Source organism: Enterobacter sp. Taxon_8 (assembly GCF_058354585.1).
This window is the reverse complement of the sequence record NZ_CM177989.1, coordinates 425,254-448,535: the sequence shown is the minus strand read 5'-3', so window position 1 is coordinate 448,535 and position 23,282 is coordinate 425,254. Positions and strand designations below refer to the sequence as shown.

Below are 23,282 nucleotides of genomic sequence, written 5' to 3'. Positions count from 1 at the left end.
CTCCATTAATTCGTCCTGAAACCGACTTTTCTCCACGATTTTTACAAACTACATAATTTGAGATTATTCCTCGTGTAACGTGGACTTACCCCGGTGGTAAAATAACCTCCAGTTCGTTAATTGCCCTCCTGGCTTTATAGCGGACGAGAAATAATACTGAGGTAACATCATGAAAAGATTCATTTCCGTTGCACTCCTCGCTGCGCTGCTTGCTGGTTGCGCGCACGACTCTCCATGTGTACCGGTTTACGACGACCAGGGCCGACTGGTTCATACCAATACCTGTATGAAAGGCACCACCCAGGATAACTGGGAAACTGCGGGTGCTATCGCCGGCGGTGCTGCCGCAGTGGCGGGTTTGACGCTGGGTATTGTTGCCCTGACGAAGTAACTGCTGTTAAGAAAGCGCGGCTCTGACCGCGCTTTTGCTTTTAATCAGTGCACTATTTTCAAATAAGTAAAAAAATAGCCCCGTATTTATTCACGCTGTTCATTTCATGCTGAAGCCAGTCACATCTTTTTCGTATACTCATTTAAATTACCGGTTCTATTGTGATGATTTTCACACATTAATATTATTGAATATCCTGCCAATATTCACGCTAGAAACTATCTCGTCTTTTTCCTGACGCGACTCAAAACTTTTGCTCCAATTTGTGGCGCAGGTTGTAATTTCGCACCGTTTCAGGGCGCTCGTTTTATTTAAGCCTGTCTAAACTCAGCATTAAGCGTTCACTCATCTCTAATTTTGTCGGACGCAAAACTGGCATTACGTTTGCTTTATAAACGTTGGCCAAAGCCACAGACAGGTAAAGCGTTTAAAAACGCCTCTATAACGATAAATTTCGCCACACAGGATGCATTATGAAAAAGACGATGATAGCCAGCCTGGCCGCTGCAGGCATGTTGTTTGCCGTAGCCGGTCAAGCCCATGCGGGAACGACACTGGATGCCGTTAAAAAGAAAGGTTTTGTTCAATGCGGTATCAGTGACGGTTTGCCTGGCTTCTCTTATGCCGATGCGAACGGCAAATTTACCGGTATTGATGTGGATGTCTGCCGTGGCGTTGCAGCCGCCGTTTTTGGTGATGACAGCAAAGTAAAATACACCCCGCTGACGGCGAAAGAACGCTTTACGGCACTGCAGTCCGGCGAGGTCGACATGCTCTCCCGTAATACCACCTGGACGTCATCCCGTGATGCAGGCATGGGGATGTCATTTACGGGCGTGACCTATTATGACGGCATCGGCTTCCTGACCCACAACAAAGCCGGCCTGAAAAGCGCTAAGGAGCTGGATGGGGCCACCGTTTGCATCCAGGCGGGCACCGATACCGAGCTGAACGTCGCCGATTATTTCAAAGCAAATAACATGAAATATACGCCAGTGACATTCGACCGCTCGGATGAATCGGCTAAAGCGCTGGAATCCGGCCGTTGCGACACGCTGGCCTCTGACCAGTCACAGCTGTATGCCTTACGCATTAAGCTGAGCAACCCGGCTGAATGGATTGTTCTGCCTGAAGTGATCTCCAAAGAACCTCTCGGACCGGTGGTACGTCGTGGCGATGAAGACTGGTTCTCCATTGTTCGCTGGACGCTGTTTGCCATGCTGAACGCAGAAGAGATGGGGATCAACTCGAAAAACGTGGATGAGAAAGCGGCTAAGCCATCCAACCCGGATATGGCACACCTGCTGGGTACAGAAGGTGATTTCGGCAAGGATCTGAAGCTGGATAACAAGTGGGCCTACAACATCATCAAACAGGTGGGCAACTACTCTGAGATCTTTGAACGCAACGTGGGATCGGAAAGCCCGCTGAAGATCAAACGCGGCCAGAACAATCTCTGGAACAACGGCGGTATTCAGTACGCACCACCAGTACGTTAAGTCATAGCTGTAACGGGCACTGCTCCGGCAGTGCCCACTCCAGAGTCATGGTTACTGAGGTTTCTTATGTCCCATCGCCGCTCAGCCGTAAAAGGATCGCTATCCTTTTCTCATCCCGCGGTCCGCGCCTGGCTATTCCAGATTATTGCTATTGTTGCGGTTGTTCTCATCGCCGTGTATCTCATCCATAACACCATCACTAACCTGAATAATCGCGGCATTACCTCCGGTTTCGCGTTTTTAGATCGCAGCGCGGGGTTTGGCATTGTTCAGCATCTTATTGATTACCAGGAAGGTGACACGTATGGACGCGTGTTCGTGGTCGGTTTACTGAATACGCTGTTGGTATCGGCGCTTTGTATCGTCTTCGCGTCGATTCTGGGCTTCTTTATTGGTCTGGCGCGTCTTTCTGAAAACTGGCTCCTGCGGAAGCTGTCGACTGTTTATATTGAAACGTTCCGCAATATCCCCCCGCTCCTGCAGATCTTCTTCTGGTATTTTGCCGTATTGCGTAACCTACCCGGCCCCCGTCAGGCCGTCGACGCGTTTGAGCTTTTTTTCCTGAGCAACCGTGGGTTGTCTATCCCTTCTCCTCTGCCGGGTGAAGGTCTGTACGCTTTTATCGGCGCGATTGTGATAGCGTTTGCTCTGTCTGCCGGGGCATTCCGTTTTAACCGCAAGCATCAGATCAAAACCGGTCAGCTTCGCAGAACCTGGCCCACGGCAGTTATCCTGCTCGTTAGCCTGCCGCTGGTGGCACACTGGCTGTTTGGGGCCGCGTTGCACTGGGATGTTCCACACCTACGAGGCTTTAACTTCCAGGGTGGAATGGTGTTAATTCCCGAGCTGGCAGCTCTAACATTGGCGCTGTCGATTTATACGTCCGCGTTTATTGCCGAGATTATTCGTGCCGGGATCCAGGCCGTACCTTACGGGCAGCACGAAGCGGCACGCTCGCTGGGATTACCCCATACCGTGACGCTTCGCCAGGTCATCATCCCGCAGGCTTTACGGGTCATCATTCCGCCTCTGACCAGCCAGTATCTCAACATCGTTAAAAACTCGTCGCTGGCCGCCGCTATTGGTTATCCGGATATGGTGTCACTCTTCGCCGGAACCGTGCTTAACCAGACCGGACAAGCCATTGAAACCATCGCCATCACGATGTCTGTCTATCTGATCATCAGCCTGGTGATTTCATTGCTGATGAACCTCTATAACCGTCGTATAGCACTGGTCGAGCGCTAAGGATTTATGATGACAAAAGCGATACTGTCGCACTCCTCGCGCCCTGCCAACTCGACAGGTGGACGTTTCATTCTCTGGGCGCGCAAGAACCTGTTCTCCAGCTGGAGTAACAGCCTGCTGACGATTGTCTGCCTGTGGCTCATGTGGGAATTGATTCCTCCCCTGCTGAACTGGGCGTTTTTACAGGCCAACTGGGTCGGTTCAACTCGGGCAGACTGTACAAAAGCCGGCGCCTGCTGGGTGTTTATCCATGAACGCTTCGGTCAGTTCATGTATGGGCTGTATCCCCACGAACAGCGCTGGCGGATTAATCTGGCGCTGATTATCGGCCTGATATCTGTCGCAGTCATGTTCTGGAAAAAGCTGCCTCACCGTGGACGCTATATTGCCGTCTGGGCGGTGGTTTATCCGATTATTGTCTGGGTGCTGTTGTATGGCGGTTTCCTGGGGCTGGAACGCGTTGAAACACGCCAGTGGGGCGGGCTGACGCTGACGCTGATTATCGCTTCTGTGGGGATAGCCGGTGCGCTACCGTGGGGGATTTTACTGGCCCTGGGACGGCGTTCAAAAATGCCGATTGTACGCGTGCTCTCCGTTATCTTCATTGAGTTCTGGCGCGGCGTCCCGCTTATTACCGTTCTCTTTATGTCGTCGGTCATGCTGCCGCTATTCATGGCAGAAGGCACAACGATCGACAAACTGATCCGTGCCCTGGTCGGGGTAATTCTCTTCCAGTCCGCCTATGTCGCTGAAGTCGTACGTGGTGGTCTGCAGGCGTTGCCTAAAGGGCAGTACGAAGCGGCGGAATCACTGGCTCTCGGCTACTGGAAAACGCAGGGGCTGGTCATTCTTCCCCAGGCACTCAAGCTGGTCATCCCGGGTCTGGTCAACACGATCATTGCCCTCTTCAAGGATACCAGCCTGGTGATCATCATTGGATTGTTCGATCTCTTTAGCAGCGTGCAACAGGCGACCGTTGACCCAGTCTGGCTGGGTATGTCCACCGAAGGATATGTCTTTGCTGCCCTGATCTACTGGATCTTTTGTTTTAGCATGTCGCGCTACAGCCAGCATCTGGAAAAGCGCTTTAACACCGGGCGTACACCGCACTGAGGAAATTATGAGCCAAATAACTATGACACCCGCCGACGCGATGATTACGCTGGAAAATGTGAATAAATGGTACGGACAGTTTCATGTCCTGAAGGACATTAATCTTAAGGTAAAGCAGGGAGAACGCATCGTCCTTTGCGGCCCTTCTGGCTCCGGGAAATCCACAACCATTCGCTGTATTAATCATCTTGAAGAACATCAGCAAGGACGCATTGTGGTTGATGGTATCGAGCTGAATGAAGATATCCGCAATATCGAACGCGTGCGTCAGGAAGTGGGTATGGTCTTTCAGCACTTTAATCTGTTTCCGCACCTGACCGTTCTGCAGAACTGTACGCTTGCACCGATTTGGGTACGGAAGATGCCGAAAAAGGAAGCCGAGGCGTTGGCAATGCACTACCTGGAGCGAGTGCGCATCGCAGAGCATGCCAATAAGTTCCCTGGCCAGATATCGGGTGGCCAGCAGCAGCGTGTGGCTATCGCCCGTTCTCTGTGTATGAAACCGAAAATTATGCTGTTTGATGAACCGACATCTGCCCTCGATCCGGAAATGGTGAAAGAGGTTCTGGACACCATGATTGGGCTGGCACAATCCGGCATGACCATGCTGTGCGTGACGCATGAGATGGGTTTTGCACGAACCGTCGCCGATCGGGTGATCTTTATGGACCGTGGGGAGATTGTTGAGCAGGCGCCACCGGATGAGTTCTTTGCGCATCCGAAGTCAGAGCGTACGCGAGCATTCCTGTCGCAGGTGATTCATTAATCAGCAGTTTTTGCCCGGTAGCGCTGCGCTTACCGGGCTTACGGTTTTCACGAGAATCATAACGCAAAAAGGCCATCCTTTCGGATGGCCTTCTCACTTATTTGATGTCTGGCAGTTCCCTACTCTCACATGGGGAGACCCCACACTACCATCGGCGCTACGGCGTTTCACTTCTGAGTTCGGCATGGGGTCAGGTGGGACCACCGCGCTAAAGCCGCCAGACAAATTCTTTTACTTCTTGCCGAACTTTAACCTAAGTATAAAGTGGTGCTGATACCCAGAGTCGAACTGGGGACCTCACCCTTACCAAGGGTGCGCTCTACCAACTGAGCCATATCAGCACGCTAAATTTGATGCCTGGCAGTTCCCTACTCTCACATGGGGAGACCCCACACTACCATCGGCGCTACGGCGTTTCACTTCTGAGTTCGGCATGGGGTCAGGTGGGACCACCGCGCTAAAGCCGCCAGGCAAATTCTGTTAAATCTGTATCAGGCTGAAATTGATTGTTCTGTCTCTTCGCCAAAACACCTTCGGCGTTGTAAGGTTAAGCCTCACGGTTCATTAGTATCGGTTAGCTCAACGCATCGCTGCGCTTACACACCCGACCTATCAACGTCGTCGTCTTCAACGTTCCTTCAGGAGACTTAAAGTCTCAGGGAGAACTCATCTCGGGGCAAGTTTCGTGCTTAGATGCTTTCAGCACTTATCTTTTCCGCATTTAGCTACCGGGCAGTGCCATTGGCATGACAACCCGAACACCAGTGATGCGTCCACTCCGGTCCTCTCGTACTAGGAGCAGCCCCCCTCAATTCTCCAGCGCCCACGGCAGATAGGGACCGAACTGTCTCACGACGTTCTAAACCCAGCTCGCGTACCACTTTAAATGGCGAACAGCCATACCCTTGGGACCTACTTCAGCCCCAGGATGTGATGAGCCGACATCGAGGTGCCAAACACCGCCGTCGATATGAACTCTTGGGCGGTATCAGCCTGTTATCCCCGGAGTACCTTTTATCCGTTGAGCGATGGCCCTTCCATTCAGAACCACCGGATCACTATGACCTGCTTTCGCACCTGCTCGAGCCGTCACTCTCGCAGTCAAGCTAGCTTATGCCATTGCACTAACCTCCTGATGTCCGACCAGGATTAGCTAACCTTCGTGCTCCTCCGTTACTCTTTGGGAGGAGACCGCCCCAGTCAAACTACCCACCAGACACTGTCCGCAACCCGGATCACGGGTCTACGTTAGAACACCAGCCATTAAAGGGTGGTATTTCAAGGACGGCTCCACGCAGACTGGCGTCCACGCTTCAAAGCCTCCCACCTATCCTACACATCAAGGACCAGTGTTCAGTGTCAAGCTATAGTAAAGGTTCACGGGGTCTTTCCGTCTTGCCGCGGGTACACTGCATCTTCACAGCGAGTTCAATTTCACTGAGTCTCGGGTGGAGACAGCCTGGCCATCATTACGCCATTCGTGCAGGTCGGAACTTACCCGACAAGGAATTTCGCTACCTTAGGACCGTTATAGTTACGGCCGCCGTTTACCGGGGCTTCGATCAAGAGCTTCGCGTTGCCGCTAACCCCATCAATTAACCTTCCGGCACCGGGCAGGCGTCACACCGTATACGTCCACTTTCGTGTTTGCACAGTGCTGTGTTTTTAATAAACAGTTGCAGCCAGCTGGTATCTTCGACTGATTTCAGCTCCACCCGCAGGGGCTTCACCTACATATCAGCGTGCCTTCTCCCGAAGTTACGGCACCATTTTGCCTAGTTCCTTCACCCGAGTTCTCTCAAGCGCCTTGGTATTCTCTACCTGACCACCTGTGTCGGTTTGGGGTACGATTTCGTGTTACCTGATGCTTAGAGGCTTTTCCTGGAAGCAGGGCATTTGTTACTTCAGCACCGTAGTGCCTCGTCATCACACCTCAGCGTTAAAAGGTACCGGATTTACCTGGAACCTCCGCCTACATGCTTAAACCGGGACAACCGTCGCCCGGCTAACATAGCCTTCTCCGTCCCCCCTTCGCAGTAACACCAAGTACAGGAATATTAACCTGTTTCCCATCGACTACGCCTTTCGGCCTCGCCTTAGGGGTCGACTCACCCTGCCCCGATTAACGTTGGACAGGAACCCTTGGTCTTCCGGCGAGCGGGCTTTTCACCCGCTTTATCGTTACTTATGTCAGCATTCGCACTTCTGATACCTCCAGCATGCCTCACAGCACACCTTCAACGGCTTACAGAACGCTCCCCTACCCAACAACACATAGTGTCGCTGCCGCAGCTTCGGTGCATGGTTTAGCCCCGTTACATCTTCCGCGCAGGCCGACTCGACCAGTGAGCTATTACGCTTTCTTTAAATGATGGCTGCTTCTAAGCCAACATCCTGGCTGTCTGTGCCTTCCCACATCGTTTCCCACTTAACCATGACTTTGGGACCTTAGCTGGCGGTCTGGGTTGTTTCCCTCTTCACGACGGACGTTAGCACCCGCCGTGTGTCTCCCGTGATAACATTCTTCGGTATTCGTAGTTTGCATCGGGTTGGTAAGCCGGGATGGCCCCCTAGCCGAAACAGTGCTCTACCCCCGAAGATGAGTTCACGAGGCGCTACCTAAATAGCTTTCGGGGAGAACCAGCTATCTCCCGGTTTGATTGGCCTTTCACCCCCAGCCACAAGTCATCCGCTAATTTTTCAACATTAGTCGGTTCGGTCCTCCAGTTAGTGTTACCCAACCTTCAACCTGCCCATGGCTAGATCACCGGGTTTCGGGTCTATACCCTGCAACTTAACGCCCAGTTAAGACTCGGTTTCCCTTCGGCTCCCCTATACGGTTAACCTTGCTACAGAATATAAGTCGCTGACCCATTATACAAAAGGTACGCAGTCACACCACGAAGGTGCTCCCACTGCTTGTACGTACACGGTTTCAGGTTCTTTTTCACTCCCCTCGCCGGGGTTCTTTTCGCCTTTCCCTCACGGTACTGGTTCACTATCGGTCAGTCAGGAGTATTTAGCCTTGGAGGATGGTCCCCCCATATTCAGACAGGATACCACGTGTCCCGCCCTACTCTTCGAGTTCACAGCCTGTGTGCTTTCGTGTACGGGACTGTCACCCTGTACCGTGCGACTTTCCAGACGCTTCCACTAACACACAAGCTGATTCAGACTCTGGGCTGCTCCCCGTTCGCTCGCCGCTACTGGGGGAATCTCGGTTGATTTCTTTTCCTCGGGGTACTTAGATGTTTCAGTTCCCCCGGTTCGCCTCGTTAACCTATGTATTCAGTTAACGATAGTGCAACGAATTGCACTGGGTTTCCCCATTCGGACATCGCCGGGTCAAAGGTTCATATCACCTCGCCGGCGCTTTTCGCAGATTAGCACGTCCTTCATCGCCTCTGACTGCCAGGGCATCCACCGTGTACGCTTAGTCGCTTAACCTCACAACCCGAAGATGTTTCACTTCAAGATTGCGAAAATTTGAGAGACTCGAACACACCATTAAAGATGTGTCGTTTCAATTTTCAGCTTGATCCAGATTTTTAAAGAGCAAATATCTCAAACGTGACTCGTAAGTCAGTTTTGAGATATGACGGCAGGTGACTTTCACTCACGAACCAGCAAGTGGCGTCCCCTAGGGGATTCGAACCCCTGTTACCGCCGTGAAAGGGCGGTGTCCTGGGCCTCTAGACGAAGGGGACGTGTAGTCTCAATCGCAAGACGCCTTGCTATTTACTTTTCATCAGACAATCTGTGTGAGCACTGCAAAGGCAGGTTCTTTAAGGTAAGGAGGTGATCCAACCGCAGGTTCCCCTACGGTTACCTTGTTACGACTTCACCCCAGTCATGAATCACAAAGTGGTAAGCGCCCTCCCGAAGGTTAAGCTACCTACTTCTTTTGCAACCCACTCCCATGGTGTGACGGGCGGTGTGTACAAGGCCCGGGAACGTATTCACCGTAGCATTCTGATCTACGATTACTAGCGATTCCGACTTCATGGAGTCGAGTTGCAGACTCCAATCCGGACTACGACGCACTTTATGAGGTCCGCTTGCTCTCGCGAGGTCGCTTCTCTTTGTATGCGCCATTGTAGCACGTGTGTAGCCCTACTCGTAAGGGCCATGATGACTTGACGTCATCCCCACCTTCCTCCAGTTTATCACTGGCAGTCTCCTTTGAGTTCCCGGCCTAACCGCTGGCAACAAAGGATAAGGGTTGCGCTCGTTGCGGGACTTAACCCAACATTTCACAACACGAGCTGACGACAGCCATGCAGCACCTGTCTCAGAGTTCCCGAAGGCACCAATCCATCTCTGGAAAGTTCTCTGGATGTCAAGAGTAGGTAAGGTTCTTCGCGTTGCATCGAATTAAACCACATGCTCCACCGCTTGTGCGGGCCCCCGTCAATTCATTTGAGTTTTAACCTTGCGGCCGTACTCCCCAGGCGGTCGACTTAACGCGTTAGCTCCGGAAGCCACGCCTCAAGGGCACAACCTCCAAGTCGACATCGTTTACGGCGTGGACTACCAGGGTATCTAATCCTGTTTGCTCCCCACGCTTTCGCACCTGAGCGTCAGTCTTTGTCCAGGGGGCCGCCTTCGCCACCGGTATTCCTCCAGATCTCTACGCATTTCACCGCTACACCTGGAATTCTACCCCCCTCTACAAGACTCTAGCCTGCCAGTTTCGAATGCAGTTCCCAGGTTGAGCCCGGGGATTTCACATCCGACTTGACAGACCGCCTGCGTGCGCTTTACGCCCAGTAATTCCGATTAACGCTTGCACCCTCCGTATTACCGCGGCTGCTGGCACGGAGTTAGCCGGTGCTTCTTCTGCGGGTAACGTCAATCGCTGTGGTTATTAACCACAACGCCTTCCTCCCCGCTGAAAGTACTTTACAACCCGAAGGCCTTCTTCATACACGCGGCATGGCTGCATCAGGCTTGCGCCCATTGTGCAATATTCCCCACTGCTGCCTCCCGTAGGAGTCTGGACCGTGTCTCAGTTCCAGTGTGGCTGGTCATCCTCTCAGACCAGCTAGGGATCGTCGCCTAGGTGAGCCATTACCCCACCTACTAGCTAATCCCATCTGGGCACATCTGATGGCAAGAGGCCCGAAGGTCCCCCTCTTTGATCTTGCGACGTTATGCGGTATTAGCTACCGTTTCCAGTAGTTATCCCCCTCCATCAGGCAGTTTCCCAGACATTACTCACCCGTCCGCCGCTCGTCACCCAGGAGCAAGCTCCCTGTGTTACCGCTCGACTTGCATGTGTTAGGCCTGCCGCCAGCGTTCAATCTGAGCCATGATCAAACTCTTCAATTTAAGTTTGATGCTCGTGAATTAAACTTCGTAATGAATTACGTATGTTCACTCAGAGACTTGGTATTCATTTTTCGTCTTGCGACGTTAAGAATCCATGTCACTTTGAGTGCCCACACAGATTGTCTGATAAATTGTTAAAGAGCAGTGCAACGCGGCTTTCGCTCACCGTTGCGAGGTGGCGTATATTACGCTTTCCTCTTTCAGAGTCAACCCGTTATTTCAGGATTTTTTCTCTTCAACCGACCGGGCTGTTTGTGAAGTGATTCACATCCGCCGTGTCGATGGAGGCGCATTATAGGGATCCCATTTTTTAGCACAAGTATTTTTTAGATCTTTTTTTCCGACTGCTGATTTTCCGCGCTTTTCGCTGAAATCCCGCCCGATCTGCTTAAATATTGACGTATTTTGCCTTGCCTCGATCCATTAATACGATCAAAGTCTTCTGTATAGCGCTCATTGTTAGAGGTAGATATGCCCGCAGTATTACGTCCTTATAAAGATCTGTTCCCCCAAAAAGGCGATCGCGTGATGATCGATGCCAGCAGCGTGGTGATTGGTGATGTCCGAATGGCCGAGGATGTCAGCATCTGGCCGCTCGTCGCCATCAGGGGAGATGTTAACTATGTGTCGATTGGTGCACGTACCAACATTCAGGACGGTAGCGTTCTGCATGTCACGCACAAATCCTCCTATAACCCCGAGGGTAATCCCCTCATCATTGGAGAGGATGTTACCGTCGGCCATAAAGTGATGCTCCACGGCTGCACGATCGGAAATCGCGTCCTTGTTGGCATGGGGTCGATTTTGCTGGATGGCGTCATAGTAGAAGATGACGTAATGATTGGTGCCGGTAGCCTGGTCCCGCAGAACAAACGGCTGGAGAGCGGCTATCTCTATCTGGGAAGTCCGGTAAAACAGATCCGCCCCCTTAAGGAGGCAGAGATCGAAGGATTAAAATACTCGGCGAACAACTACGTAAAATGGAAAAATGATTATTTGGATCAGGATAGCCAAACCCAACCCTGATCGTCTTCCTGCTCTTCGCGGATTAAATCGCTGGCTTCCTCTTCCAGATCCCAGCGATTTTCGCAAAATACTGCTAGCGGGTCTGTGCCGCCAAAACGATGCAACAGCGTTTCCCCATGAATGGCACAGGTAAGTTGCATGCCCTGCACCAGCACCGGAAAACAGACCGCTTGTTTATGCTCATCCCAGCGCTCTCTGTCCGGGAAATGAATAGCCTGATTCACGCCGAAAGCTCCTGCTTTAGCTTTTCAATGACCGGCTCGACCGCAGGCAACACGCCGTGCCAGAGCAGCACCGCATGCGCAGCCTGCCCCACCAGCATTCCCAGCCCATCGGCTAACTGTTTCGCGCCGTGTTGTTCACACCAGTTCAGGAAAGGCGTCTTCCCTTTCTGATAGAACATGTCATAGAAGTACATATGCGCACTGACCAGCGAAGCGGGGATCGCCGGGATCTCACCGTTGATGCCGCTGGATGTGGCATTAATGACAAGATCGAACTCACGTTCGGCAAGATCGTCAAGCGCTACCGCGCTCACGCTGCCGGTATGCGCAAACAACGCCGCCAGCGCTTCTGCCCGGGAAAAGGTTCTGTTCGTGATGGTCACCGAACAGTCCAGTGAAAGCAGAGGCAGCAAAACGCCCCGCGATGCGCCACCCGCGCCAATCAGCAGGATTCGGAATCCGGGATTGATAAAGGAGAGTCTTTCCAGATCGCTGAGTAAACCAATCCCGTCGGTGTTGTCCCCCAGAAGGCGTCCATCCTCAAGCCGTTTTAGGGTATTGACTGCACCAGCAAGTGAAGCGCGTTCGGTCAGCTCATCCGCACGTTCGAAGGCTTCTTCTTTAAACGGGACCGTCACATTCGCGCCTTTGCCCCCCGCGGCGAAAAAGGCCTCAAGCGTAGGGATAAAGGCATCCACTGGCGCCAGTACGCGACCATAGGGGTGATCTATCTGCAGCTGCTCCGCGAACTGCTGATGGATCAACGGTGACTTGCTGTGTGCAATGGGATTACCAAAAACAGCATAGGTTTCCATGAGATTACCCCTGGCGAAAACGTTCGCCGGTCAAAGCGTCGCGAATTTCAGATGGATTCAGGCGCCCTCCCGTTTCACCGACAGCGACAGGGAAGTCATTCCCGAACTGCGCCAGCACTTCTTCGGTTGTCCGACAAGGCGGCTGCCCGGTCAGGTTGGCGCTGGTTGAGACCAGTGGTTTACCAAATGCCAGACAAAGCTCAACCACCAGCGGATGGTCGGTTACGCGAACAGCAAGGGAATCAAAGCGTCCGGTTAACCAGCGCGGGGTTGTCGGCTGCGCCGGGAAAACAAAGGTGACCGGTCCAGGCCACGCGGAGAAGATTGTCTCGCGCTGCGCCGGCGTCAGCATAGAGTCATCGATATAAGGTTTAAGCTGCTCGTAATTCGCAGCGATCAAAATCAGTCCTTTCTCGACGGGTCTTTGTTTCAGGGTAAGCAGACGGCTCACAGCCGTCTCGCTGTCAGGATCGCAACCGACCCCAAAAACAGCTTCAGTTGGATAGGCGATGACTTCTTCATTTTTCAGTACGTCCACTGCATACGCAATGGAGCCTGATGGCAGGTTATTATTCACTATATTGATCCGCCGTTACCGGCTTTCCACATTGTTTACTGGCGCAAAAGCGTTTCATGCCTTGCGCGGTTTTCTTCTCTATCAGTAGCGGATAATTGCAATGAGGGCAGATTCCCGCTACCGGCTTAAAATTGATAACGAACTGGCAGTCAGGGTAGCGATCGCACGAATGGAAGGTCTTACCATAACGGGAACGGCGCTGTACCAGCTGACCGCGCTGACACTGAGGGCAGGCAATTGCCGTTTCATCAGGCTTATCAATTTGTTCCGTATGTTCACATTCCGGGTAGCGGCTACATCCAATAAACATGCCGAAACGCCCCTGGCGTAGCGCGAGTTCGCCCCCGCAGAGAGGGCACAGCTGTCCCTCCAGAATTTTAACGATATGCCCATCCGCCTGGCTTTTCAGAGGACGAACATAATCACATTCCGGATAGTGAGAACAACCGAGAAACGGGCCGTGTTTCCCGGACCGAATAACAAGTTCAGCCCCGCACTGCGGGCAGGGCTCGTTTTTGTGCACCGTGAATAGTGCTGATTTGGCCATAACAACTCTTGGTGCTGCACATTGAATTAGTGCAGCATACCTTCATTCACTTCAAAGAGTAATTCTTCCATTTGCTGATAGGCATTTTCACAGCCCGGGATATTAAACAGAACCATCAGGATCACCCATTTGAGATCTTCCAGTTCGAATTCTGCCGTATCCAGCGCCATGACGCGCTCTATCACCATTTCTCTCGTTTCGAGGTTCAGCACCTGAATCTGCTCAAGGAATAAGATGAATCCCCGGCAGCTGGCGTCCAGCCTTTCACACTCTTCAGCGGTATAAATGCGTACTGACAATGGATCAGAAGCAAGCTGCATCGGTTCGGCGAGGCCTTCCTGATAATCAGCCAGTTTTTCCAGCCACATCAACGCATTATAGATGTCTTCCCGCTCAAACCCCGCATCGGTAAGATCCTGTGTCAATTTGTCCTGATCCACTCGCATTTCTGCTTCGTTATGGATGTAAGTCTCAAACAAATACATCAGTACGTCGAACATGGCATGCCCTCCTTAATCGGACATAGCCGCCGGGTACAGCTGCGATCCACCCTGCTAACTCCAGTTCGAGTAGCTGTGCTACCGTTACTGGCACAGGTTGGCCGGCACGTTCAGCGACAACGTCAACAGGTGTTACCTCATCTCCTACGTTAGCCAGGAGCTTGGGAAATGGCAATGCCACCTTTCCCTGATCTGATGAATATTGTCGCTTTTCGGGATCTTCCTGCAGCCATTGCAGCCCATATTGCAAATTTTCAAGAATATCCCCTACTTCCGTTACCGGTGTTGCCCCCTGCTTAATCAGCCAGTGCGGTCCCTCGCATCCAGGATTACCTATCGGGCCTGGCAAGGCGAAGACTTCTCGCCCCTGTTCGAGCGCGCACCGTGCCGTGACCAGCGAACCGCTTCGCCGCGCGGCTTCAACGACCAACACGCCTTTGCTAAGGCCGCTGATGATGCGATTACGACGCGGAAAGTTTGCCGGTCGGGGCTGCGCGGAAAGCGGAAACTCAGACACTATCGCGCCGTCAGACTCAATAAGCCGCATCGCCAATGCCTGATGTCGGCGTGGATAAATGCTAAAAAGACCGTTCCCCAGCACCGCGACACTTCGCCCTTTTACTGACAGCGCCGCGCTGTGGGCAACGCCGTCAATACCGCAGGCCAGCCCGCTGGTAATCGTGAAACCACTTTGTGTAAGCTGTTCGCACAGGATTTTCCCCCATCGCTCGCCGTACCATGACGGCGCACGACTGCCTACCACCGCCAGCTGAACGGTATTAAGCGTCTCTGGGTTACCTTTTATGAATAATGCACCGGGATAATCAGGGATCGTGCGGAGCAAAGGGGGATAAAGGGGATGGTTGGCCGTTAATAAATGATGCCCCGGCTGTTCAAGCCATAGCAGGCTACGTTCCAGCTCACTCTCATTGAACGCAAAGAACCGTTCAGCCTGCTTTGCTGTCAGTCCAGCATTTCTTAAGACAAGCGTGTCGATGCCTTCCTGCTTCTGCAGTCGTGCAGCCGCTTCCAGCATTACATCACCACACAGAGACCCTGTGTGTATTAGCCGTAGCCATATCTCGGTCAACGTCATCCTTTCCCCTGCCATAAGCGGCCTCCGCAATCATTGCGATTGGTCACTGATGCTGTCAATCGATGGGGGATTTGTCTAGAATAGAGATAGTATTCTTATCAACTCCTGAACACGACTCTGGAAATTTATGGCAGTTTTGCAAGTGTTACATATTCCGGACGAGCGCCTTCGCATCGTCGCTGAACCGGTCAAAGAAGTGAATGCAGAAATCCAGCGTATCGTTGATGATATGTTCGATACCATGTACGCCGAAGAAGGCATTGGTCTGGCGGCGACGCAGGTAGACATTCATAAGCGTATTATCGTGATTGATGTTTCTGAAAATCGCGATGGCCGCCTGGTGCTGATCAACCCTGAGCTGCTCGAAAAGAGTGGCGAAACCGGTATTGAGGAAGGCTGTCTGTCTATTCCTGAACAGCGTGCGTTAGTGCCGCGAGCTGAAAAGGTGAAAATTCGCGCCCTGGATCGTGACGGTAATCCGTTCGAACTGGAAGCAGATGACCTGCTGGCGATTTGTATTCAGCATGAGATGGATCACCTTGTCGGTAAACTTTTTATCGATTACCTCTCACCGCTGAAACAGCAGCGTATTCGTCAGAAAGTAGAAAAACTGGATCGTTTGCGTTCTCGCGCATAACGCCCCCGGATACAAGGATCACCGTGTCTAAAACACTACGAATTATCTTCGCGGGAACCCCTGATTTTGCAGCGCGTCATCTTGACGCGCTGTTATCTTCTGGTCACAAGGTTGTTGGCGTCTTTACCCAGCCGGACCGTCCTGCTGGTCGCGGCAAAAAACTGATGCCCAGCCCGGTAAAAGTGCTGGCAGAAGAGCATGGGCTACCCGTTTTCCAGCCCGCATCGTTACGCCCACAGGAAAATCAGCAGCTGGTCGCTGACCTAAATGCCGACGTAATGGTGGTGGTGGCTTACGGTTTAATCCTGCCAAAAGCTGTGCTCGATATGCCTCGCCTGGGTTGCATCAACGTGCATGGGTCTTTGCTCCCGCGCTGGCGTGGTGCTGCACCTATTCAGCGCTCGCTGTGGGCTGGTGATGCCGAAACGGGCGTTACCATTATGAAGATGGACGTAGGTTTAGACACCGGCGATATGCTGTATAAACTGGCCTGCCCCATTACGTCAGACGATACCAGCGCCACGCTGTATGACAAACTGGCAGACCTCGGTCCACAAGGGCTTATCGAGACGCTCCAGCAGCTTGCTGACAATACGGCGAAACCGGAAGTTCAGGATGACGCGCTGGTGACATATGCCGAAAAGCTGAGCAAAGAAGAAGCGCGGATCGACTGGTCCCTGTCGGCCGCTCAGCTTGAACGCTGCATTCGCGCTTTCAATCCGTGGCCGATGAGCTGGATAGAGATTGATGAGCAGCCGGTGAAAGTGTGGAAAGCCTCCGTCATTAGCGGTACTACCACGGCTGAACCCGGTACGATTGTTGACGCCAACAAGAACGGCATCCAGGTGGCGACTGGACAAGGGATATTGAATCTTGAATCGCTCCAACCGGCCGGTAAGAAAGCCATGAGCGCTCAGGATCTGTTAAATTCCCGTCGCGAATGGTTTATCCCGGGCAACCGTCTTGCCTGAGCAAATTTATTCTTAAGGCCCGGTGTTTCCGGGCATTTTTATTTTTACGGTTATGAAAAAACAAAATCTACGCAGTATGGCGGCTCAGGCCGTCGAGCAGGTTATTGAGCAGGGCCAGTCATTGAGCAATGTCCTGCCTCCCCTGCAGCAAAAAGTCTCTGATAAGGATAAAGCCCTGCTTCAGGAGCTTTGCTTTGGCGTCCTGCGCACGCTTTCTCAACTTGAGTGGTTGATTAATAAGCTGATGTCACGCCCAATGACAGGCAAACAGCGCACCGTACACTATTTGATTATGGTGGGTTTTTATCAGCTTCTTCATACCCGCATCCCACCCCATGCCGCGCTGGCAGAGACGGTGGAAGGTGCCGTTGCGATTAAACGTCCTCAGCTGAAAGGGCTGATCAACGGCGTACTGCGTCAGTTCCAGAGACAGCAGGAAGAGCTTCTGGCTGAATTTGCCCAAAGCGAAGCGCGCTTCCTGCATCCGGACTGGCTGTTGAAGCGCCTGAAAAAAGCTTATCCGCAGCAATGGCAGGACATTGCCGATGCTAACAACCAGCGTCCACCAATGTGGTTACGCGTGAATCGTAATCACCACACCCGTGACGCATGGCTGGCATTACTTGAAGAAGCTGGAATGAGCGGCTTCACCCATGACGCATACCCTGATGCCGTGCGCTTAGCATCGCCTGCACCGGTACATGCACTGCCCGGCTTTGAAGACGGTTGGGTAACTGTACAGGATGCCTCGGCTCAGGGTTGCATGACCTGGCTTGAACCCCAAAACGGTGAGCAGATCCTCGATCTCTGCGCCGCACCAGGGGGCAAAACGACGCATATTCTTGAAGTGGCTCCGCAGGCCAGCGTGATGGCAGTGGACGTTGATGAGCAGCGTCTTTCACGCGTCTACGACAACCTCAAGCGCCTGGGCATGAAGGCACAGGTTAAGCAAGGCGATGGACGCAAACCAGCAGAATGGTGTGGCGAAACACAATTCGATCGCATTTTGCTGGATGCCCCCTGCTCTGCCACCGGCGTGATTCGTCGTCATCCGGATATCAAGTGGCTGCGTCGCGATCGTGATATTAACGAGCTTGCCCAACTGCAATCCGACATTCTCGACGCCATCTGGCCACATCTTAAACCCGGCGGCACGCTGGTCTATGCGACCTGCTCAGTGCTGCCGGAAGAAAACAGTCAGCAAATCGCGGCCTTCCTTAAGCGTACCCCGGATGCAGCGCTGCGCGATACGGGAACGCCTGAATGCCCGGGTCAGCAGAATCTGCCGGGTGCAGAAGAGGGTGATGGCTTCTTTTACGCTAAGCTAATCAAAGAGTGATGTTGAGAACAGGTCACGAGATATGAAGATTATCATTCTGGGCGCAGGACAGGTTGGCGGAACGCTGGCGGAAAACCTGGTTGGGGAAAACAACGACATCACCATAGTTGATACCAACGGCGATCGCCTGCGTGTTTTACAGGACAAATTTGACCTGCGCGTGGTGCAGGGTCATGGTTCGCACCCACGTGTTCTTCGTGAGGCAGGCGCCGACGATGCCGACATGCTGGTTGCGGTAACCAGTTCTGACGAAACTAATATGGTGGCCTGTCAGGTGGCCTACTCGCTTTTCAACACGCCAAACCGAATCGCGCGCATCCGCTCTCCGGACTATGTCCGCGATGCTGAGAAGCTGTTTAACTCAGAAGCGGTCCCTATTGATCATCTCATCGCCCCAGAACAGCTGGTTATCGACAATATCTACCGCCTGATCGAATATCCGGGTGCCCTGCAGGTGGTAAACTTTGCCGAGGGCAAAGTGAGTCTGGCAGTGGTTAAGGCCTATTACGGCGGACCATTGATTGGCAATGCGCTTTCCACCATGCGCGAGCACATGCCGCATATCGATACGCGCGTCGCAGCCATTTTCCGTCACGACAGACCCATTCGCCCGCAGGGCTCCACGATTGTCGAAGCCGGTGATGAGGTCTTCTTTATTGCGGCCTCACAGCATATTCGTGCGGTGATGAGTGAACTACAGCGTCTCGAAAAACCCTATAAACGCATTATGCTGGTCGGCGGCGGCAATATCGGTGCAGGTCTGGCACATCGGTTAGAAAAAGATTACAGCGTGAAGTTGATCGAGCGCGATCAACAGCGTGCTGCTGAACTGGCGGAAAAACTTCAAAATACGATCGTATTTTATGGTGATGCGTCCGATCAGGAGCTACTGGCTGAAGAGCATATTGATCAAGTCGATCTCTTTATTGCCGTCACCAACGATGACGAGGCAAATATAATGTCCGCCATGCTCGCGAAGCGCATGGGGGCAAAAAAAGTCATGGTGCTTATCCAGCGCAAGGCGTATGTCGATCTGGTTCAGGGCAGCGTTATTGATATTGCCATTTCGCCTCAGCAGGCAACAATTTCAGCGCTTCTGAGCCATGTTCGTAAAGCGGATATTGTCGGTGTGTCATCGCTCCGCCGTGGCGTGGCGGAAGCCATTGAAGCTGTTGCTCACGGAGATGAAACCACGTCACGCGTCGTGGGCCGGTCAATCGATGAAATTAAGCTTCCACCAGGCACGATCATCGGCGCCGTTGTGCGCGGGAATGATGTCATGATTGCCAATGATAATTTACGAATTGAGCAAGGCGATCACGTTATTATGTTCCTTACCGATAAAAAGTTTATTACCGACGTCGAACGTTTATTCCAGCCAAGTCCATTCTTCCTTTAAAGAATTGGGTGCTCCAGAAAGAGCACCCTTACTTTATCCTTTTCATTTCTGTGCCTTTTATTTTTTATAATGTTTAATTATCCCGAATGGCAATTGGCTAATCATTTGTTAAACTTAAACTCGTCAGCTGGCACAAGGAGAGAACAATGAGTTTTATTAAAGAATTTCGCGAATTTGCGATGCGCGGGAACGTGGTGGATTTAGCTGTGGGTGTCATTATTGGTGCGGCATTCGGCAAGATTGTTTCATCATTAGTGGCCGACATTATCATGCCACCTTTAGGGTTGTTAATCGGGGGCATTGATTTCAAACAGTTCGCTTTCACGCTGCGTGAAGCACAGGGTGATGTGCCGGCAGTCGTGATGCACTACGGCGTTTTTATTCAGAACGTATTTGATTTTGTGATTGTCGCGTTTGCCATTTTTATGGCTATCAAGCTGATCAACAGGCTCAATCGTAAGAAAGAAGAGCCAGCTGCAGCACCTGCACCAACGAAAGAAGAAGTGCTGCTGAGTGAGATCCGCGATCTGTTAAAAGAGCAGAACAACCGCGTTTAATCAAGAGCTTAAAGCAGGAAGGCCAGTGGTAAATAAGCGATTCGCTTGCTTGCCACTGGCCTCCCAGTTACCCCGTTTTTCATGCTTGTCTTTACGCAGATAACTTCCTTTCCCTTTTTTATTCTTCTCAACGCGCTGTCTGAATAGCGGGTCGTGAAGTAGTGCCTCAATGGCATTGTCTTTGATCTGACCTTTCGTGTGCTGATAGCGGCTCATAAATTCTCCTGAGCTTGGTTTATGACGACGGGAGTCTAGACCCGGTTTGACTAAAAATCAACAGCCCTGCGTTTCTCCACTGGCCCCCTGTTCAAGGGCTTCGAGAATGGAACAATAAATACTGCTGTGGGTCGTACCGCAGCAGGCATCATTCAGCCTTTGCAGAGATCGCTGCATGGTTTGCAGCTCCTGAATGCGTGCTTCCACTTCATCCAGACGGGCCTGCACAATGCTTTTAGACTCCTGGCAGGTGTGATGTGCCGGATCGATGCGGATCGATAATAGCTCGCGGATCGAGTCTAATGTGAAGCCGAGCTGGCGCGCATAACGAATAAACCGCAGGCGCTGCAGATCGTTATCGGTATAAAGTCGAAAGCCACCTTCAGTACGAACTTCATGATCGATCATCTGCTGCTTTTCGTAATATCGGATAGTATCCGGCGTCACGTTCGCGAGCTTCGCAAGTTCACCGATACGGTACATAGCTACTCCTCGTTTATTCTTCGCAACAAGCGTTCACCGTATTCACCGTGCAGAAAGTCAGTGTTCATTCCTGCCTGGCGAAGCTTGAGTTCAATCAGGGCGAGACGACGGCTAAGTTCAGAATGTCGCGGATCGTCCTGACGGATGCCTTTAAGCAGATCGGCCAGTTCAACAGCCTCTCTACGCTGTTCAAGCTCCGGAGGGAGACAGCCTGCATTTTTCAGTAAACGGTAGCCCGCCCGTAGTTCAGGCGAGATGTGCGAGTCATCGTCAAGCACAAGAGGTTCGCCGCTTCCCGGAAGATCGTCGAATTCACCTTTTTTTTGGGCATCACGAATATGGCGTTCTGCCCACTGGTCAAGCAACCACATTACCCGCTCCAGGAGATGAACAGAATTGATACAGATATTGTAGAGAAGTGGGGATATCGCGGATATAAAAAAACCCGCCGAAGCGGGTTTTTTTACGTTACTGCAGATTACTCTGCAGCAGCTTCTGCTTTCTCTGAACGATCAACCAGCTCGATGTAAGCCATCGGCGCGTTGTCGCCTGCACGGAAACCACACTTCAGAATGCGAGTGTAACCACCTGCACGGCTCGCGAAACGCGGGCCCAGTTCGTTAAACAGTTTTGCCACGATCTCGTTATCACGAGTACGGGCGAATGCCAGACGACGATTAGCAACGCTGTCAGTCTTGGCAAGAGTAATCAGCGGCTCAACTACGCGACGCAGCTCTTTCGCTTTAGGCAGGGTCGTCTTGATGATCTCATGACGAACCAGTGAACCTGCCATGTTGCGGAACATAGCCTGGCGATGGCTGCTGTTGCGGTTCAGTTGACGACCACTCTTACGATGGCGCATGACCTTATCCTTCTCAGTAAAACCTTAACCTGTGATCCGGTTACTCGTCAGCAATGCTTGCCGGTGGCCAGTTTTCCAGGCGCATGCCCAGAGACAGACCACGAGAAGCCAGCACGTCTTTAATCTCAGTAAGAGATTTTTTACCCAGGTTCGGCGTTTTCAGCAACTCAACCTCGGTACGCTGTACCAGATCACCGATATAGTGGATAGCTTCTGCCTTGAGGCAGTTAGCAGAGCGGACAGTCAACTCGAGATCGTCAACAGGGCGCAGCAGGATCGGATCGAATTCTGGTTTCTCTTCTTTCACTTCCGGCTGACGTACATCACGTAAGTCAACGAAAGCTTCCAGTTGTTCTGCCAGGATGGTTGCCGCACGACGAATCGCCTCTTCAGGATCGATTGTGCCGTTGGTTTCCATTTCGATGACCAGCTTGTCCAGGTCGGTACGCTGTTCTACACGCGCTGCTTCAACATTGTAGGCAATACGCTCTACAGGGCTGTAGCATGCGTCGACCAGCAGACGGCCGATTGGGCGCTCATCTTCTTCCGAATGAATTCGGGCAGAAGCCGGCACATAACCACGACCGCGCTGAACTTTGATACGCATGCTAATCGCTGCGTTCTCATCGGTCAGGTGGCAGATCACGTGCTGCGGCTTGACGATTTCAACATCACCGTCGTGGGTGATGTCGGCTGCAGTCACAGGGCCAATGCCAGATTTATTCAGAGTAAGAATAACTTCATCTTTACCCTGAACTCTCACCGCCAGCCCTTTCAGGTTGAGCAGGATTTCAAGGATATCTTCCTGAACGCCTTCTTTGGTGCTGTACTCATGAAGTACACCATCAATCTCAACCTCGGTCACCGCGCAACCCGGCATCGATGAGAGCAGAATACGGCGCAGTGCGTTACCCAGAGTATGGCCAAAGCCACGCTCTAAAGGCTCAAGGGTCACCTTGGCGTGCGTCGAACTCACTTGCTCGATATCTACCAGGCGCGGTTTTAGAAACTCTGTCACAGAACCCTGCATTGTGTCCTCTCTTTGGTACTAAGCTTTACTTGGAGTAAAGCTCGACGATCAGGTGTTCGTTAATGTCCGCAGACAGATCAGAACGTTCTGGCTGACGCTTGAACGTACCTTCCATCTTGCCAGCATCAACTTCCAGCCAGGTTGGCTTTTCACGCTGCTCAGCCAGCTCCAGAGCGGCCTTCACGCGAGATTGCTTTTTCGCTTTCTCACGAATGCTAACAACGTCATTCGCTTTAACCTGATAAGAAGCGATGTTAACAACACGACCGTTTACCATGATTGCTTTGTGGCTAACCAGCTGACGTGATTCAGCACGAGTAGCGCCGAAGCCCATACGGTATACAACGTTGTCCAGACGACCTTCCAGCAGAGCCAGCAGGTTTTCACCTGTGTTGCCTTTCAGACGTGCTGCTTCTTTATAGTAGTTACGGAACTGACGCTCCAGCACACCGTACATACGGCGAACTTTTTGCTTTTCACGCAACTGCACACCATAGTCAGACAGACGCGGTTTACGCGCACCGTGCTGGCCAGGAGCTTGTTCAATTTTACACTTGGTATCGATCGCGCGAACGCCAGACTTAAGGAATAAGTCGGTGCCCTCACGACGGCTCAGCTTGAGCTTAGGACCCAAATATCTTGCCATTTTCTATCT

At 52.1% G+C, this 23,282-nt stretch carries 23 protein-coding genes, 2 tRNA genes and 4 rRNA genes; 11 read left to right on the top strand and 18 right to left on the bottom strand.

The features are described 5' to 3' along the window. Positions 1-169: 169 nt before the first annotated feature. The 5 genes from AC4IBF_RS02170 to AC4IBF_RS02150 all read left to right on the top strand — a co-directional run bounded on the left by AC4IBF_RS02170 (position 170) and on the right by AC4IBF_RS02150 (position 5,017). Complete coding sequence (locus AC4IBF_RS02170) at positions 170-391, top strand: lipoprotein (protein WP_008502867.1); 222 nt, start codon at positions 170-172, stop codon at positions 389-391. A gap of 473 nt (positions 392-864) precedes the next feature. Beyond that, positions 865-1,890: an amino acid ABC transporter substrate-binding protein gene (locus AC4IBF_RS02165; RefSeq protein WP_024906309.1), complete on the top strand. Its 1,026-nt coding sequence runs from the start codon at positions 865-867 to the stop codon at positions 1,888-1,890. 66 nt (positions 1,891-1,956) lie between these two features. Further along, a complete protein-coding gene (locus tag AC4IBF_RS02160) occupies positions 1,957-3,138 on the top strand; it encodes an amino acid ABC transporter permease (protein WP_133295232.1) in 1,182 nt (393 codons plus the stop codon). A gap of 9 nt (positions 3,139-3,147) precedes the next feature. After that, positions 3,148-4,251 (top strand): amino acid ABC transporter permease, encoded by a 1,104-nt coding sequence (locus AC4IBF_RS02155; protein WP_133295475.1) that lies wholly within the window; start codon positions 3,148-3,150, stop codon positions 4,249-4,251. Between the two features lie 7 nt (positions 4,252-4,258). After that, positions 4,259-5,017 carry an amino acid ABC transporter ATP-binding protein gene (locus AC4IBF_RS02150; RefSeq protein WP_014171880.1) on the top strand — a complete coding sequence of 253 codons (759 nt, stop codon included), beginning with the start codon at positions 4,259-4,261 and terminating at the stop codon, positions 5,015-5,017. Positions 5,018-5,123: 106 nt separating this feature from the next. Here AC4IBF_RS02150 and rrf (AC4IBF_RS02145) read toward each other — a convergent pair. The 6 genes from rrf (AC4IBF_RS02145) to AC4IBF_RS02120 all read right to left on the bottom strand — a co-directional run bounded on the left by rrf (AC4IBF_RS02145) (position 5,124) and on the right by AC4IBF_RS02120 (position 10,348). Beyond that, a 5S ribosomal RNA gene (gene rrf / locus AC4IBF_RS02145) occupies positions 5,124-5,239 on the bottom strand. Positions 5,240-5,282: 43 nt separating this feature from the next. Next, positions 5,283-5,358: transfer RNA gene (locus AC4IBF_RS02140), tRNA-Thr, on the bottom strand. 14 nt (positions 5,359-5,372) lie between these two features. Next, a 5S ribosomal RNA gene (rrf, locus tag AC4IBF_RS02135) occupies positions 5,373-5,488 on the bottom strand. Positions 5,489-5,560: 72 nt separating this feature from the next. After that, a 23S ribosomal RNA gene (locus AC4IBF_RS02130) occupies positions 5,561-8,464 on the bottom strand. Positions 8,465-8,648: 184 nt separating this feature from the next. Then, a tRNA-Glu gene (locus tag AC4IBF_RS02125) sits at positions 8,649-8,724 on the bottom strand. 84 nt (positions 8,725-8,808) lie between these two features. Further along, a 16S ribosomal RNA gene (locus AC4IBF_RS02120) occupies positions 8,809-10,348 on the bottom strand. Together the 16S, 23S and 5S rRNA genes with 2 tRNA genes alongside form the textbook arrangement of a ribosomal RNA operon. Before the next feature lie 471 nt (positions 10,349-10,819). Between AC4IBF_RS02120 and AC4IBF_RS02115 the strand changes: the two genes are divergently transcribed. Next, complete coding sequence (locus AC4IBF_RS02115) at positions 10,820-11,374, top strand: gamma carbonic anhydrase family protein (RefSeq protein WP_491463134.1); 555 nt, start codon at positions 10,820-10,822, stop codon at positions 11,372-11,374. Here AC4IBF_RS02115 and AC4IBF_RS02110 read toward each other — a convergent pair. From AC4IBF_RS02110 to dprA, 6 genes are read right to left on the bottom strand one after another with little or no spacing between them, the layout of a single operon-like run. After that, entirely contained in the window at positions 11,350-11,598 is a 249-nt protein-coding gene (locus tag AC4IBF_RS02110; protein ID WP_491463133.1) for a DUF1488 family protein, read from the bottom strand. The two genes, AC4IBF_RS02115 and AC4IBF_RS02110, sit on opposite strands and share 25 nt — an antisense overlap. Beyond that, positions 11,595-12,413: a shikimate dehydrogenase gene (gene aroE / locus AC4IBF_RS02105; protein ID WP_491463132.1), complete on the bottom strand. Its 819-nt coding sequence runs from the start codon at positions 12,411-12,413 to the stop codon at positions 11,595-11,597. Before aroE ends, AC4IBF_RS02110 begins: the two co-directional genes overlap by 4 nt. A gap of 4 nt (positions 12,414-12,417) precedes the next feature. Continuing rightward, the gene (tsaC, locus tag AC4IBF_RS02100; protein WP_063622998.1) at positions 12,418-12,990 is read right to left on the bottom strand and encodes an L-threonylcarbamoyladenylate synthase type 1 TsaC; all 573 of its coding nucleotides are present in this window, start codon (positions 12,988-12,990) and stop codon (positions 12,418-12,420) included. Continuing rightward, the gene (locus tag AC4IBF_RS02095; RefSeq protein WP_045909528.1) at positions 12,983-13,537 is read right to left on the bottom strand and encodes a DNA topoisomerase family protein; all 555 of its coding nucleotides are present in this window, start codon (positions 13,535-13,537) and stop codon (positions 12,983-12,985) included. Before AC4IBF_RS02095 ends, tsaC begins: the two co-directional genes overlap by 8 nt. Positions 13,538-13,563: 26 nt before the next feature. Beyond that, complete coding sequence (gene smg / locus AC4IBF_RS02090; RefSeq protein WP_008503477.1) at positions 13,564-14,037, bottom strand: DUF494 family protein Smg; 474 nt, start codon at positions 14,035-14,037, stop codon at positions 13,564-13,566. After that, positions 14,009-15,133, bottom strand: coding sequence for a DNA-protecting protein DprA (gene dprA, locus AC4IBF_RS02085; protein WP_491463131.1), 1,125 nt, complete (start codon positions 15,131-15,133; stop codon positions 14,009-14,011). The genes smg and dprA overlap by 29 nt, the downstream gene beginning before the upstream one ends. 127 nt (positions 15,134-15,260) lie before the next feature. Between dprA and def the strand changes: the two genes are divergently transcribed. The 5 genes from def to mscL all read left to right on the top strand — a co-directional run bounded on the left by def (position 15,261) and on the right by mscL (position 20,036). Continuing rightward, entirely contained in the window at positions 15,261-15,770 is a 510-nt protein-coding gene (def, locus tag AC4IBF_RS02080; RefSeq protein ID WP_008503479.1) for a peptide deformylase, read from the top strand. 23 nt (positions 15,771-15,793) lie between these two features. Next, positions 15,794-16,741, top strand: coding sequence for a methionyl-tRNA formyltransferase (gene fmt, locus AC4IBF_RS02075; protein WP_115874278.1), 948 nt, complete (start codon positions 15,794-15,796; stop codon positions 16,739-16,741). Positions 16,742-16,793: 52 nt separating this feature from the next. Next, positions 16,794-18,080 (top strand): 16S rRNA (cytosine(967)-C(5))-methyltransferase RsmB, encoded by a 1,287-nt coding sequence (gene rsmB, locus AC4IBF_RS02070; protein ID WP_111966071.1) that lies wholly within the window; start codon positions 16,794-16,796, stop codon positions 18,078-18,080. Positions 18,081-18,102: 22 nt separating this feature from the next. Continuing rightward, positions 18,103-19,479 (top strand): Trk system potassium transporter TrkA, encoded by a 1,377-nt coding sequence (gene trkA / locus AC4IBF_RS02065; RefSeq protein WP_008503482.1) that lies wholly within the window; start codon positions 18,103-18,105, stop codon positions 19,477-19,479. Positions 19,480-19,625: 146 nt separating this feature from the next. Then, entirely contained in the window at positions 19,626-20,036 is a 411-nt protein-coding gene (mscL, locus tag AC4IBF_RS02060) for a large-conductance mechanosensitive channel protein MscL (protein ID WP_023309449.1), read from the top strand. Here mscL and AC4IBF_RS02055 read toward each other — a convergent pair whose 3' ends face one another. The 6 genes from AC4IBF_RS02055 to rpsD all read right to left on the bottom strand — a co-directional run bounded on the left by AC4IBF_RS02055 (position 20,037) and on the right by rpsD (position 23,273). Continuing rightward, positions 20,037-20,252 (bottom strand): alternative ribosome-rescue factor A, encoded by a 216-nt coding sequence (locus AC4IBF_RS02055; protein WP_115874279.1) that lies wholly within the window; start codon positions 20,250-20,252, stop codon positions 20,037-20,039. Between the two features lie 57 nt (positions 20,253-20,309). After that, positions 20,310-20,735, bottom strand: a complete 426-nt coding sequence (gene zntR, locus AC4IBF_RS02050; RefSeq protein ID WP_491463130.1) for a Zn(2+)-responsive transcriptional regulator — start codon at positions 20,733-20,735, stop codon at positions 20,310-20,312. Positions 20,736-20,737: 2 nt separating this feature from the next. Then, a complete protein-coding gene (locus tag AC4IBF_RS02045) occupies positions 20,738-21,106 on the bottom strand; it encodes a DnaJ family domain-containing protein (RefSeq protein ID WP_491463129.1) in 369 nt (122 codons plus the stop codon). Positions 21,107-21,213: 107 nt separating this feature from the next. Next, positions 21,214-21,597 carry a 50S ribosomal protein L17 gene (rplQ, locus tag AC4IBF_RS02040; RefSeq protein ID WP_001216368.1) on the bottom strand — a complete coding sequence of 128 codons (384 nt, stop codon included), beginning with the start codon at positions 21,595-21,597 and terminating at the stop codon, positions 21,214-21,216. A 40-nt stretch (positions 21,598-21,637) separates the two neighbouring features. Next, positions 21,638-22,627 carry a DNA-directed RNA polymerase subunit alpha gene (locus tag AC4IBF_RS02035; RefSeq protein ID WP_002919219.1) on the bottom strand — a complete coding sequence of 330 codons (990 nt, stop codon included), beginning with the start codon at positions 22,625-22,627 and terminating at the stop codon, positions 21,638-21,640. 25 nt (positions 22,628-22,652) lie between these two features. Then, entirely contained in the window at positions 22,653-23,273 is a 621-nt protein-coding gene (gene rpsD / locus AC4IBF_RS02030; protein ID WP_004868345.1) for a 30S ribosomal protein S4, read from the bottom strand. Positions 23,274-23,282 lie beyond the last annotated feature (9 nt).

Bases quoted from the DNA above. Each gene is read 5' to 3' on its own strand.
- rsmB (WP_111966071.1), top strand. From the start codon at position 16,794: ATGAAAAAACAAAATCTACGCAGTATGGCGGCTCAGGCCGTCGAGCAG.
- AC4IBF_RS02035 (WP_002919219.1), bottom strand. From the start codon at position 22,627: ATGCAGGGTTCTGTGACAGAGTTTCTAAAACCGCGCCTGGTAGATATC.
- AC4IBF_RS02150 (WP_014171880.1), top strand. From the start codon at position 4,259: ATGAGCCAAATAACTATGACACCCGCCGACGCGATGATTACGCTGGAA.
- zntR (WP_491463130.1), bottom strand. From the start codon at position 20,735: ATGTACCGTATCGGTGAACTTGCGAAGCTCGCGAACGTGACGCCGGAT.
- aroE (WP_491463132.1), bottom strand. From the start codon at position 12,413: ATGGAAACCTATGCTGTTTTTGGTAATCCCATTGCACACAGCAAGTCA.
- AC4IBF_RS02165 (WP_024906309.1), top strand. From the start codon at position 865: ATGAAAAAGACGATGATAGCCAGCCTGGCCGCTGCAGGCATGTTGTTT.
- AC4IBF_RS02155 (WP_133295475.1), top strand. From the start codon at position 3,148: ATGACAAAAGCGATACTGTCGCACTCCTCGCGCCCTGCCAACTCGACA.
- AC4IBF_RS02160 (WP_133295232.1), top strand. From the start codon at position 1,957: ATGTCCCATCGCCGCTCAGCCGTAAAAGGATCGCTATCCTTTTCTCAT.
- smg (WP_008503477.1), bottom strand. From the start codon at position 14,037: ATGTTCGACGTACTGATGTATTTGTTTGAGACTTACATCCATAACGAA.
- AC4IBF_RS02055 (WP_115874279.1), bottom strand. From the start codon at position 20,252: ATGAGCCGCTATCAGCACACGAAAGGTCAGATCAAAGACAATGCCATT.
- mscL (WP_023309449.1), top strand. From the start codon at position 19,626: ATGAGTTTTATTAAAGAATTTCGCGAATTTGCGATGCGCGGGAACGTG.
- AC4IBF_RS02115 (WP_491463134.1), top strand. From the start codon at position 10,820: ATGCCCGCAGTATTACGTCCTTATAAAGATCTGTTCCCCCAAAAAGGC.
- AC4IBF_RS02045 (WP_491463129.1), bottom strand. From the start codon at position 21,106: ATGTGGTTGCTTGACCAGTGGGCAGAACGCCATATTCGTGATGCCCAA.
- rplQ (WP_001216368.1), bottom strand. From the start codon at position 21,597: ATGCGCCATCGTAAGAGTGGTCGTCAACTGAACCGCAACAGCAGCCAT.
- AC4IBF_RS02170 (WP_008502867.1), top strand. From the start codon at position 170: ATGAAAAGATTCATTTCCGTTGCACTCCTCGCTGCGCTGCTTGCTGGT.
- AC4IBF_RS02095 (WP_045909528.1), bottom strand. From the start codon at position 13,537: ATGGCCAAATCAGCACTATTCACGGTGCACAAAAACGAGCCCTGCCCG.
- def (WP_008503479.1), top strand. From the start codon at position 15,261: ATGGCAGTTTTGCAAGTGTTACATATTCCGGACGAGCGCCTTCGCATC.
- rpsD (WP_004868345.1), bottom strand. From the start codon at position 23,273: ATGGCAAGATATTTGGGTCCTAAGCTCAAGCTGAGCCGTCGTGAGGGC.
- dprA (WP_491463131.1), bottom strand. From the start codon at position 15,133: ATGACGTTGACCGAGATATGGCTACGGCTAATACACACAGGGTCTCTG.
- trkA (WP_008503482.1), top strand. From the start codon at position 18,103: ATGAAGATTATCATTCTGGGCGCAGGACAGGTTGGCGGAACGCTGGCG.